8 protein-coding genes are annotated in these 12,959 nt (G+C 59.0%); 7 read left to right on the forward strand and 1 reads right to left on the reverse strand.

All coding sequences use genetic code 11. The annotated features are described in order from the left end of the window. Positions 1–204: 204 nt before the first annotated feature. On the reverse strand, positions 205–3,417 hold the full coding sequence (locus UB90_RS00005; protein WP_065324512.1) for a 2Fe-2S iron-sulfur cluster-binding protein: 3,213 nt from the start codon (positions 3,415–3,417) through the stop codon (positions 205–207). A 340-nt stretch (positions 3,418–3,757) separates the two neighbouring features. Here UB90_RS00005 and UB90_RS00010 point away from each other — a divergent pair, with 340 nt between their 5' ends. The 7 genes from UB90_RS00010 (at position 3,758) to UB90_RS00040 (ending at position 12,930) form a co-directional block, all read left to right on the forward strand. Further along, a complete protein-coding gene (locus tag UB90_RS00010; RefSeq protein ID WP_065324513.1) occupies positions 3,758–4,948 on the forward strand; it encodes an efflux RND transporter periplasmic adaptor subunit in 1,191 nt (396 codons plus the stop codon). Between the two features lie 2 nt (positions 4,949–4,950). Continuing rightward, positions 4,951–8,061: a multidrug efflux RND transporter permease subunit gene (locus UB90_RS00015; RefSeq protein WP_065324514.1), complete on the forward strand. Its 3,111-nt coding sequence runs from the start codon at positions 4,951–4,953 to the stop codon at positions 8,059–8,061. Between the two features lie 156 nt (positions 8,062–8,217). Beyond that, on the forward strand, positions 8,218–9,537 hold the full coding sequence (locus UB90_RS00020) for an MFS transporter (RefSeq protein ID WP_065324515.1): 1,320 nt from the start codon (positions 8,218–8,220) through the stop codon (positions 9,535–9,537). A 151-nt stretch (positions 9,538–9,688) separates the two neighbouring features. After that, a complete protein-coding gene (locus tag UB90_RS00025) occupies positions 9,689–11,176 on the forward strand; it encodes an FAD-binding oxidoreductase (protein ID WP_065324516.1) in 1,488 nt (495 codons plus the stop codon). Next, positions 11,173–11,583: a hypothetical protein gene (locus UB90_RS00030; protein WP_065324517.1), complete on the forward strand. Its 411-nt coding sequence runs from the start codon at positions 11,173–11,175 to the stop codon at positions 11,581–11,583. The genes UB90_RS00025 and UB90_RS00030 overlap by 4 nt, the downstream gene beginning before the upstream one ends. Continuing rightward, the gene (locus UB90_RS00035; protein WP_065324518.1) at positions 11,580–12,632 is read left to right on the forward strand and encodes a hypothetical protein; all 1,053 of its coding nucleotides are present in this window, start codon (positions 11,580–11,582) and stop codon (positions 12,630–12,632) included. The genes UB90_RS00030 and UB90_RS00035 overlap by 4 nt, the downstream gene beginning before the upstream one ends. Continuing rightward, positions 12,622–12,930, forward strand: a complete 309-nt coding sequence (locus UB90_RS00040) for a hypothetical protein (RefSeq protein ID WP_065324519.1) — start codon at positions 12,622–12,624, stop codon at positions 12,928–12,930. Before UB90_RS00035 ends, UB90_RS00040 begins: the two co-directional genes overlap by 11 nt. Positions 12,931–12,959 lie beyond the last annotated feature (29 nt).

Below are 12,959 nucleotides of genomic sequence, written 5' to 3' on the forward strand. Positions count from 1 at the left end.
CAAAACCACATGTTTTCATATACTTAAAACGCCCTTACAGGAATGCCAGCATTGAGGATTTTACCCACCCTCCCCAAACTTGATGGTTTGCCGTGAGATGAATCATGAAGCCATGTCTATATATTGCGGTCGAAACTCTGCCACACACCAGAGCGATGCGGAATCGACGACTCGAGTCGCCCTCCTACCCGCCAGACATTCGCCCTATAGGTCGATTTCCAGCACCCCGTCGGGGTCTGCTGCACGAGATTGGCACAAGACTATCGCATCGCGCCGTTGCGCTTTGGACAGAACGAAGTCGCGGTGCTCAGCCTCTCCGGCCAGCAACCCGCATTTGCAGACGCCACAGATGCCGTCAGCACATTTCACATCTACATGGATGCCCTGCTCGGCCAATGCATCAGTGGCGGTTTGCTCCGCACTCACATGGATATCGCGACCAGAGCGCGCCAGTCTCAAGACAAAGGGGTGGTTTTCATACTCTGGCTGCTCAGGCACAGAGAAATACTCCAGATGCCTCGCGTCCTCCGGAAAACCGGCAGCCTCGGCCGCAGTCATGACAGCTTCCATATAGGGCGCGGCCCCACAGGTGTAGACGTGCCAGCCCGGCTGGTACCCCGAGAGGATCTGATCAAAGGCTGCCCGCGTCCCTTCTTGTGATATATGGAGGTGGACCTTGGACGCCCAAGGCATCTGGGCGAGATCATCGAGGTAGCCACCCTGCTCCCGCGACTTGATCGAATAGTGGAACTCAAACTCCGCGCCCAGCGCATGCAAGCGGTGCGCCATGGCGATCATCGGGGTGACCCCAATCCCGCCCCCCATCAGAAAGGTCTTGCTGGCGCTCTCATCGAGCGGAAAGTGATTGATCGGGCGAGAGATGAAAATACGGCGCCCTTCCGAGAAGATCCTGTGCAAGAGCTTTGAGCCGCCACGCCCAGCCTCTTCGCGCAACACGCCAATCTGGTAATGCGAGCGATCCGCCGGATTGCCCGACATGGAATACTGACGCAGAAACTCTGGGGCGACGACGATATCAAGATGCGCTCCGGCACTCCACTCCGGCAAATCGGAGCCATCGGCAGCACGGAATTCGTATTTTGTGACTCCTGCGGCCATCCCTTCTACCTTTGAGACGATCACCTGTAGAACCGGGCTCTCGTCATCATTGGTATAAAGGTGATCCCAATCACCTGTCTCGCCCCGCTCCCTGCGTTGTTTGTATTCCTCGGCGGTGATCATGGCCTGATAGGCTTCGATCCCGGCTTCGCGATCCATTGGAAACGGATAGGGATAAGGGTGCGGTGCGAGGTGAGCCGGGTAGACCGCCAGCGTCTGATCCTCGTAGCGCAGGTTGAGGTCCTTTTGCAGATCCCGCGCATTCACCGGATGCCGGGTCGGGCGATAGGCACCGTCTTCTTCCAGTTCCAGATCCCACCACCATTTCTTGGTCGGGTTCATCTCGCCATGGCCCAGCATATCGTCGAGCCGTGCCAAAGCCGGCGCGGCCTTGGGAATGTTCATCGCCGCCCAGCGGAAGGGCTTTTCCGCAAAGATCCCTTCGAGGTTCCAAGGACAGGTTTTCATGCACCGACCACACATCGCGCCGCCTGGCGTGGTGATCCGGTAGGTGGTGCATTTCTGGCTGTCGGATTTCCAGATCTCGTAGCCGTTAAACATCAGCTTCGGACCCGCAGTGATCGCGCCCGACGGGCATTCGCGCGCACATTTATTACAGGACTCGCAAAAGGATTGCAGGCCGAAGTCAATCGGCTTGTCATGCGCCATCGGCATGTCGGTGGTCACCACACCGGATTTCAGGCGCGGGCCGAGGAAGGGATTGAGGATCACCTCGCCAATGCGTGAGACCTCACCCAGACCGGACAGCAACAACAAGGGCGGTTGCAGAACCTCGCCATCCATCACCGTGTGTGCCTTGGCCTTATAGCCAAGATTGCGGATCTGGCGTGCAATCACGCCCCCCAACAGCGAGAACCGCAGATACGCGCGCATGGATTGCGCAACCGCAATCCAGTCGTCGCCTGAGGTCCCTTCGGTCGTGTCGAACCCCTGATCGACGATCATCGAAATCGCATGCGGCTGATCCGGCACAATGGGTGTGCCGGTGGCATCATGGCTGTACCATGTCCAATCCGGGCAACGGCTGATCCCGACCGCATCAATCCCCAACCAATAGGAAGCCGCTTTCACCATATCCGCATTGCGCGTAGCATCCGTCGGACGAGGCCCGTCGGCAGGCGTGCCGTCCTGCAACAGCACAAACGCCCCAAGCATCCGCCGCTGCGCCATTGAAGGCGCCGCCTTGCGGACATAGAAGCCGCCGGTCGCGGCCTTTTGGTTCCCCTTGCCCATATCGCCGAACTGGGCACGGGCAAACATATCGGCGCGTTTGGGCACACGGGCCACGCGCGCCTCATCTATATATGTCGTGGGCGTCTCCACTCGCTTCAGTGTCTCAAAAGGGTGCGGGCCATCGCGAAAGTCGCGGTCTTTATAAGGATCACCGTTCAGGGCAGACCGCTCTGCCCCTGCCCCGATCCACCAGCGCAAATCGCGCCCGTTTTGTCCGGGCTGCTCGGGCAGCGGCGCCAAGGGGCGATCTTCGGCCAACTCAAAGTCGGTGGTCACGGCCGCCAGACCATACCGGGTGCCCCAATAGGGCGCAACAAGCTGGCCATCTTCCATACGCACCAACCCCGCCGCAACCGCGAGCCGGTTTAGATCCACATCAGACGACGTCCCAGTATGCGCCTTGGCATCCCAGCCCAGCAATCGGATGTAATTGGCAATCACCACCGCCGTTTCGGCGCTGCGTAGACAGGCCCGATGCGCCTCCGCGCCCTCGATCCAGTCACACCCCGCCTCTTCCGGGCGAGGATCACGCGGCATTTCATAGAGGAACACAATCGCATGACGATGCGCACCAATCGTGGTGGGTGGCGCGTGCATGGCTTCTTTGAGGTCCGCCATGATCATGTCGATCCCCGAGGCCAGCGTCTTGGTCTGGCGGGTCTTCAGATCCTCGGCCAAACGGTCGATGTCCGGATTGAGCCACGGCGTTGACAGGCGGGCCTCTTCCGTCATCGGCCCGATGCCCACCATGGAAGCATCCGCAAAATACCCAAAGGCTTTGATGTGATCTGATCGCTCTTGCAGATCGGTCGGCACCTCGCCGCGAGAACCATTCACCAGCCCATCGCGGATCGCATCCATCATCGCCTGATATTCGCACATCGCGTTGATGATGCTGTCAGGCTTTTGCGGGCGGCGGAAATTGAGCGGCGCCGATGGCGGCAAATCACTCAGCTCCGCATGATCGCAACGCTTCAACCGCTCCAGCGGGAAAGGCCCCATATGCACGGGCCGATGCCGGGAGGAAAAGAAACGAATGGACATGCTGGCTCTCCTGAGGACGGCGATGGCGATCTGCAGACGGGAACCTCCCGCCAGATGTCAGATGCTACTGGCCTTATGGATTGGATGCAGGACAAACAGATTTGATGTGCCGCCAAGTGGCACATTGCTCAAATTTCATGCGTCCCCTTCGCAGCAAAAGGCGCATCAGCTTGATGCTGCCCTCAGCGGCTTGTGCATCGCATTGCATTGTGGTTGGAGGGCAGTAACCGCCCCGTATGCCGATGTTTGGTATTTTTTTCCGAGAGGGCGACAGAACGTTAAATGGTAGCCGTAACACATTTGACAGGCGCAGCGCCGCCCCGACCTATCAAGGATACGCATGGCTTATTCGTTTACTTATATTTACGCCCCGCTGAAATGGATCAGCGCCGGGCTGATTTCTCTGGCTTTATCCGCGAGTGCGTCTGCCCAACCGATGCCCGGCGGTGATCGCGGCCCTATACCGGCTGGAGTGATCACACTCAGCGAGGCACAGGTGCCTTTCTCGGTAACGCTGCCCGGACGCGCCATCGCCTATGAAGAGGTCAATATCCGCCCGCGCGTCGACGGCACTATTAGCGAAATACCCTATGAAGCTGGGCGCAAGGTCGAAAAAGGCGATGTTCTGTTTCGCATTGAAGGTGACACCTTTGAGGTAGACGTCGCCGCAGCCGAGGCCGAAGTCGCGCGCGCAGAGGCCGCCGTCACCGCAGCCGAGGCCACATTATCTCGCTATGAGCGCCTGCAAGGAACAGGCGTGACCATTGAGGACGTGGAAAACGCCCGCGTGACGGTGCTGCAGAACAAGGCCGAGCTGAGCTCGGCAAACGCAAAACTCAAACTGGCTCGATTGAATCTGGAACGGACCGAGATCCACAGCCCGATCACGGGCATTGTCGCGGTTCCCGAAGTTTCCGTTGGGGCCGTGGTCACAGCTAATCAAGCTGATGCGCTCACCACGGTGACCCGTCTCGACCCGATCTACATCGATGTTGAGGAATCCAGTAAACGCCTCGCAGAGGTTCGCGCGTTGATGGAAGGTGGTACGCTGCAACGGGGCGAAGGGCTGGATCTGACGCTCACGCTGGAGAACGGCGTCCAATACGATCAAAAAGGCACGCTTGAATCGCCCGGCACCCGCGTCTCCACCACAACCGGCAGCTTTGAGTTCCGCATCCGTTTTGACAATCCAGAGCGACATATTCTGCCGGGGCAATTCCTGCGCGTCGAAATCGAGCTTGGCACGACACGCGCCGTTATGGTGCCCCAAGGGGCCACCTCGCGGGCTGCAGACGGCACGCTCACCGCTTTTGTGGCCGTTGATGGCAAGGCGGAGCAACGCGAGCTGACCGAACACGGAAGTTATCAAAACGCGTGGATCGTCACCGACGGCATCGCCCCCGGCGAAGCCCTGATCGTCGATGGATTAATGGCCATGCGTGATGGAGCCGACATTCAGCCCGTCAGCGTGGAAATATCTGAAAATGGCGTCGTCACGGACGCCAAAGATGCCAGCAGCGACGAGAGCTAATCATGGGTCTATTCTTTATCCGGCGCCCGGTCTTTGCCTGGGTGCTTGCCCTGATGACGATGCTCATCGGCGCGTGGTCCGCCTTCACCCTGCCAGTGGCGCAATACCCGGACATCGCGCCTACCACTGTTCGGGTCTCGGCCAGCTACAACGGGGCCACTGCCGAGGCGGTCGAAAATTCCGTCACCCGTGTCATCGAAGATGCGATGACGGGGCTCGACGGGATGATCTACATGACCGCGCGCTCTTCCGAAGGGTCAAGCTCCATCCAGATCACCTTTGACGAAAGCGTCGAGCCAATCGACGCGCAAAATGAGGTGCAAACCAAGGTCTCGCAAGTTGAAAGCCAGCTGCCAACGGCCGTGCGCAGCCGGGGCGTGACCGTGTCGCGCTCCTCATCGTCGATCTTGCTCGTCGGGGCCATCGTTGCGGATGACAGCCGATATTCTACCGTGCAATTGGGCAATATCCTGTCTGAACAGGTCGAGGGGCCGATCCAGCGCACCGAGGGTGTCGGCGGCGTCAGCATCTTTGGCTCAGGCTATGCTATGCGGATCTGGCTCGATCCAATTGCGCTGGCCCGGTTCCAATTGACACCGCAGGATGTTGTCGGTGCCGTCGAGGAGCAAAACACCACCGTCTCCGTCGGCTCACTGGGCAGCCAGCCAACGCTTGCGGGGCAACAGTTCAACGCCACCATCACCGCCCAGAGCCAGATGACCACCGTCGATGAATTCGAGCAGATCCTGCTGAAATCCGACGAGGACGGCGGCGCGGTGCGGCTGGCTGATGTGGCGCGGGTAGAAATCGGCCAAGAAAGCTATGGCGGTGACTCGCGCTTTTCCGGCCAGAACGCTACGGGCTTTGGCGTAAACCTCGCAACCGGGGCCAATGCGGTCGACACAGCCGCTGCGGTACGCGCAACGCTCGACCGGCTTGCGCCATCGCTGCCCGATGGTGTCAGATTTGAAATCGCCTATGACACCTCCCCTTTTGTGGAGCTGTCGATTGAGCAGGTCTACCACACCCTGATTGAGGCCGTGGTACTGGTCTTTCTGGTGCTGCTGCTGTTTCTGCAAAGCTGGCGCGCAACACTGATCCCACTGATTGCAGTGCCGGTTGTCTTGTTGGGAACCTTTGCCGTGCTGCAGCTAGGTGGTTTTTCCATCAACACGCTCACCATGTTTGCCATGGTGCTCGCGATTGGGCTTTTGGTCGATGACGCCATCGTCGTGGTCGAAAACGTCGAACGCCTGATGGAAGACGAGGGCCTCACGGCATTGGACGCGACCCGCAAGAGCATGGGGCAGATCACCTCGGCATTGCTCGGTATCAACGTGGTACTGGCAGCGGTTTTCTTGCCAATGGCATTCTTTGGCGGCTCCACCGGCGTCATCTACCGGCAGTTCTCCGTCACGATGGTGACCGCCATGACGCTGTCGCTTTGTGTCGCGATTATTCTGTCGCCGCCTATGTCGGCACGCCTGCTGAAACCCAAGACCGGGCAGCCGCGTTTTGCGCCGTTTCGCTGGTTCAATGCGCTCGTTGCCCGCGCCATCACCGGTTATGGCGCAGGCGTGAAGGGCACACTGCGGCTGCCGTTTTTGATGCCACTTGCGTTGGTCGCGGTTTTGGTCGGTGCCTATATGGTCAACAACCGCCTCACCACCTCGTTCATCCCGACCGAGGATCAGGGTGTGTTGATCACCATCGTCACCCTGCCCGAAGGCGCAACCACCGCCCAGACCACGGCCACGGTTGAGAAACTCGAACAGTTCTTCCTTGCCGATGAAGGGGTCGAGAGCACCTTTGCCGCGCTGGGGTTTGGCTTTTCGGGCAGCGGCCAGAACCGGGCACTGGTGTTTGTAAAACTCAAAAGCTTTGATGAACGCAGTGGGCGCGCCGATCTGACGGCTGCGCAGGTGGCGCAACGCGCCAATATTGCGTTCAGTCAGCTGCGCGACGGGCAGATTTTCGTGCTGCAACCCCCGGCAATCCGCGGGCTCGGCAATAGCGGCGGCTTTGAGATGTATCTGGTGGACCAGTCGGGGGCCGGTTCAGAGGCTCTGCAGGCTGCGGCCGAACAACTTGTTGCAAACGCCACAAATAGCGAACGCGTGACCAACCTCAGCGCCAATGGCACGGAAAAGGACAGCGCGGTGAAGATCACAATTGACCGCGCCAAAGCCGAGAGCTTCGGGCTCACCCTCTCTGACGTGAACGGCATGCTCTCGGTGATTTTTGCGGGCCTTGAGGTGAACGATTTTGAACTGGGTGCGGCGCTGCGTCCAGTTATCGTACAGGGGGACGCCGCACATCGGATGCAGACCGAAGATGTATTCGACTGGTATGCCCGCAACGCTTCCGGTGAAATGGTGCCCTTCTCTGCCTTCATGTCGACCTCGTGGGAACCGGTCGCCCCCACGCTAGAGCGTTATGGCGGCACCTCCGCATTGGAGATTTCCGGCTCTCCCGGCGTTGGCTACAGCTCTGGTAGCGCAATGGAGGAAATGGAGGCGCTGGTGGCGGAACTTGACGGGGGATATGCTGCAGCTTGGACTGGTCTGAGCTATCAGGAACGCCAGTCCGGCGATCAGGCACCAATCCTTTATGCAATCTCTGCGCTGGTGGTCTTCTTGGCTCTGGCCGCGCTCTACGAGAGCTGGTCGATCCCGCTTGCCGTGATGCTGGCGGTGCCGGTTGGCATTCTTGGCGCGCTGTTTTCTGCGTGGATCTTTGGGCAGTCCAATGATGTCTATTTCAAAGTGGGCATGCTGACGACCATCGGCCTCGCCGCGCGCAACGCCATTTTGATCGTCGAATTTGCCGAAGACCTGCGCCGTGACGGTATGCGCATCGCAGAAGCCGCGATTGAGGCCGCGCGGTTGCGCTTGCGCCCGATCCTGATGACTGCGCTGACCTTCATCCTCGGCGTGCTGCCGCTCGCAATTGCGACAGGGGCCGGGGCGGCATCGCAAAACGCCATCGGGATTGGTGTCATTGGTGGGATGCTGGCCTCGACCTTCCTCGGGATTTTCATGGTTCCTGCCTTTTATGTCCTGATTATGCGTGTCACGCGAAAACTCTCGGGCGATAGAGCCGCGCAAACCTAACCGGTGTGGCGCGCTCAACCGGGCGCGCCACATCCTTACACCTTGAGGCGCAAACTGTTTGCGGCTCTTGTCGCGCCTCTGCCATAGTCCAAACCACACCACTAAATGTCGAAGCACAGAGCCGTTGGCCGCCTTCGATCAATCGCGGGCTTGGTTATGCTGGACGTTTTAAAAGATCGCACCTATCGCCATCTGTTTCTTGCACAGCTGGTGGCTCTCCTTGGCACCGGACTGGCCACTGTTGCCTTGGGGCTTACGGCTTACGATCTGGCACAGGACAGTGCCGCCATGGTGCTTGGGACAATATTCACCATCAAGATGGTGGCCTATGTCTCGATCAGCCCACTTGCGGGCGCAGTAGCAGAACGGGTCAGTCGGCGTAAGATGTTGGTTGCGCTGGATCTTGTGCGGGCCAGCTGCGCGATTTGCCTGCCCTTCGCCACCAGTGCGGGGCAAATCTATGTTCTGATTTTCGTTCTGCAGGCTGCCTCTGCAGCCTTCACACCGACGTTTCAGGCCACAATCCCAGAGGTGCTCCCAGAAGAAGAGCGTTACACCCGCGCGCTGTCACTCTCGCGGCTGGCCTATGATCTTGAAAACATTCTGTCGCCGATGGTTGCGGCGCTCTTGCTAATCATACTGAGTTATAACACGCTCTTTATTGCAACCGCCGCTGGTTTCATTGCCTCTGCACTACTCGTGATCAGCGTGGCTTTGCCCTCTCCACGCCCGACCGCGCGCCGGGGCATCTATGATCGCACCACACGCGGCATTCGCATCTATCTCGCAACGCCACGCCTGCGCGGATTACTTGCCCTGTGCCTTGCAGTCTCCAGTTGCGGCGCCATGGTGCTGGTAAATTCTGTGGTCTTGGTGCGCAGCCAGCTAGGGCTTGGAGAAAGCGACCTTGCGTGGACTATGTTTGCCTTTGGTGCAGGCAGTATGGTTGTGGCCCTTGCCCTGCCCCGGATGTTGGAAACACTGCCAAACCGCCCGGTGATGATCGCTGGTGCGATGATTATGACGCTCGCGCTCGGCGTACTGGCAGCGGTGATCGCGATATCTGGCCTGTCTTGGCCACTGTTGCTGCTGGTTTGGTTTCTGGTTGGTTTTGGATTTTCCGCAGCCCTGACCCCGTCGGGGCGCTTGCTCAAACAATCCGCCCACCCCGAGGATCGTCCAGCGCTCTTTGCGGCGCAGTTCGCGCTGTCTCATGCTTGCTGGCTCATCACATATCCGCTGGCAGGGTTTCTGATGACAACCTACGGAACCGTGCCGACGCTCATTGTCCTCATTGTCTTGGCCCTGTTCAGCATCATAGCTGCACTCCGCCTATGGCCAGCACAGGACGTGGAAGAGATTGAACACAGACATGACAACCTCCCGCTGGATCATCCGCATCTGAACGGGCAACGCCAGCACAGCCATCCACTGATCATCGACGACATGCACCCGCGTTGGGATATCCGGTTCTGAGATGGAATGCCCGTGCCGCCCAGATTGCCAATCGCGGGATTATCTCTCATAAATGAGTATCTTATCCCGGCCCGGTCACCTGACTGGAATCATTTCGAGACGTTAGAATTTAAGAGCCGCGCCATTCTCCGCGCGGCAGGAGATCCCATAAATGAAGACATTCTCCAGACGAGCGGCCCTTGTTGGGCTTGGTGGCGTGGCGGGCTGGGGGCTGTCGCGCGGGCTGGGCGCAAACCTTCCCGTTTATGACGGAACCAAGCGGATCACACAGCAAGCAGGTGAGAATTTTTTAAATGATGCCAGCGGCTTGTCTGAAACCCCAATCCATAAACACCTGATTATAGAACAAGACGCCGGGCAGGCATTGATTGATGCGCTGCGCGCTGAGCTCAAACAGGCCCGCCTAGAGGGGCGGCCGCTCAATATCGGCGCGGCGCGTCACTCCATGGGCGGGCAAGCGATCCCTAAACAAGGCACCGCGATCACCTTTGACAATGGCACAGTCGAACTCGACAGCGCGCAGCAAACCTACAAGGCACACGCCGGAGCCCGCTGGTCGCAGATCATTGCCGCATTGGATCCCGCTGGCTGGTCCCCCAAGGTCATGCAATCCAACAATGATTTCGGCGTCGCAGCGACGTTTTCGGTGAACGCCCATGGATGGCCAGTTCCCTTTGGCCCGATGGGATCAACCGTGCGCAGCCTCAGGATGCTTTTACCCTCGGGCGATCTGGTTACCTGCTCTACCACAGAAAACAGCGATCTCTTTAATATGGCGATGGGAGGCTATGGTCTGATTGGCCTCATCATCGACCTTGAGGTCGAAATGGTGAAAAACACGCGTCTGACACCCTCCTTTGATCTGCTGAATGCTGCGGATTTCCCTGCGGCCTTTCGGCAGGCGGTTGATGATCCAGCGGTGACAATGGCTTACGGTCGCCTGAACGTCGAACGCGCCAGCTTCTTTCAAAAAGCCTTGCTCGTTACTTACCGCGAAACACCGGATCAATCTGATCTGCCTTCTGCATCCGGGTCAGGCTGGATGGCTCATGTTGCAAGCCGTCTGTACCGCGCGCAGCTCGGCAATGAGGCGGTCAAGTCCTTTCGCTGGTGGAATGAAACGCGGGTCGGCCCTGCGCTCGGCTCTGGTGATGTCACACGCAACTCACTGATAAACGAGCCTGTCATTACGCTCGATGACCGCGACCCCGATCGCACCGACATTCTACACGAGTATTTCGTGGGCTTTGACGCTTTTGACGGTTTCCTCAGCGCCTGCCGAGAGGTGATCCCCGCCTCCTATCAGGAATTCCTGAACGTGACCCTGCGCTATGTGGCGCAGGATGAGCAAAGCGCGCTTTCATTTGCGACCGAACCGAGGATTGCTGCGGTTATGTCCTTTAGTCAGGAGCTGACCAACCGCGGCGAGGCCGATATGGCGCGCATGACCCGCGACCTGATTGACAGGATTATCGCGATCGGCGGGGCCTACTACCTCCCCTATCGCCCGCATGCGACGGTAGAGCAATTTGCCACCGCCTACCCCAAGGCGCGGAGTTTTGCGCAGGCAAAACGTGCGCTGGACCCTGAACTGGTGCTGCGCAACAATCTCTGGGACAGCTATCTGGATCGCCTATGACTTTGCTTCAAAAACTCTCCCTTGGGTACTTCGTGGCGCTGATGATTGCCGCCTCGCTGAATTATATTCCCGGCCTCACCGATGAAGCCGGGCTGGCCTTTGGGATCTTTGCACTCGATATTTATGACGATGCCCTGCATGTGGCTTCCGCGCTCTGGGCGCTGGTGGCAGCGCTCCTGTCGCACAAAGCGGCGCGCAGTTTTCTGATCCTGTTTGGCTTTACCTATCTCGGGGATGGGATATTTGGGTTCTTTACCGGTTACGGCTACCTCGACCTTGGAATTTTCACCAACGAGGCACTTGGGATGGAGATCTCGCTGCGCCGCGTGTTGGCAAACCTGCCGCATCTGGCATTGGGGGGGCTGGCTGTCTGGGCAGGCTTGCGCAATCTTGGGCAACCGAAATGAAAACCCTACGGCGCTGGATCAAACGTCTCGGGTTGCTGGCGGTGCTGCTCGCACTCAGCCTCAGTGCACCCGTTATCTATGTCGAGACCATGTGCAGGGGCAACGCCACGCCTGAGCCTTATCGCGCGCTGATTGAGCCCGCGCACCAGCGGCCTGAGACCCGCACGCTGATGACCTATCCGGAGTGGTACATCGTACACGCCTATGAAGATTACGCCGAGGTGCTCCGCACCGGGGATCCGCACGACTACGCCTATCTGCGCGGCATCGGAGGGTTCTGGTCGTCGCTCTGCGCCCTGAACGAAGAATCTTCCGCTTATGGCGAGGTCGATGGTGCAACCAAACAGATGGTCTATGTCATAGGCGTCAGCTTCACTGCTGAACTGGCCCTGAAAGCCGCTTACGAAGAAACGCTGGGGCGGTTCTTTGCGGTGATCCGTGGGTCTGAACACAGCCCGCTTGACCAGATCTCTGCCCGGCAGGCGGCCGATTATGCCACCTTCCTGCAGCAAGTCCCGTGGTACAAATGGCCGTTTCGCGATGATGTCGAAGAACTGAGCCAAGAAGCGACCTCGGCGCTCCGTGACCGAGAGCGCAATATCGCCCTGGGGTTGGAGTACCGTGCCAAAGCTGCCTACGCAGATCTGATCGAACAGGCTGTGGCGCAGGTCGGCGCTGATGCGTTGACCCTGCGGATGATTGTCCGTGGCGCGTCAGAGGCACAACTGCGGGATATGGACGGCGTCAGAATTATTCAGCAGCGCCCCGAGGGGATCGAGATTGAAACACCGCGCTACCGCACCCTGACCCATTTGCTGCAAAACATGGCCGCTCAGGGGATTGATGTGGTCGAAATTGCCGGAAACGATGACATCCTGCTGACGGCGCTGTCAAAAACACCAACCGCACCCGGATCGATCATGAGCGCGCGCCGTCAGGGATTTCGGGACTATCGGCACCTGATTGGCCTCAAGGTCGCAGATCTTGCCGAACGCCTGCGCGATATGCCGGGCTCGGATCTGACGCTGGAGCATATCCATGACTATTAGATCGCTCCTTTTTGCCCTGCCACTCTTGTTGGCAGGGTGGGTATCGGTGCTGATCGCGGTTGCGCTCGTGACGGATGAAGCCCCCGCCTATGTGGTGCTGTTTCCCAGCGCCCAGCTTATGCAACACCTTCCCGCAGGCAGTGCCATCATCGCCGCATCACAGCTCAGCATAACCGTTTCCTCTGCGCAGCCGGGATACGCCAAGGCGCTCTATGCCAGTGGGGCGCGACTGGTCTTGCCCGCGGGCCTGCCCGGATGCTTGCCCCTGCCAGCGGGCTTTCGCAGCGCGACAAAGTGAACCCCGCTGAGGTTTGTTCTAGTCAGTCC

The organism is Tritonibacter mobilis, assembly GCF_001681715.1.
Classification (GTDB): Bacteria; Pseudomonadota; Alphaproteobacteria; order Rhodobacterales; family Rhodobacteraceae; genus Epibacterium; species Epibacterium mobile.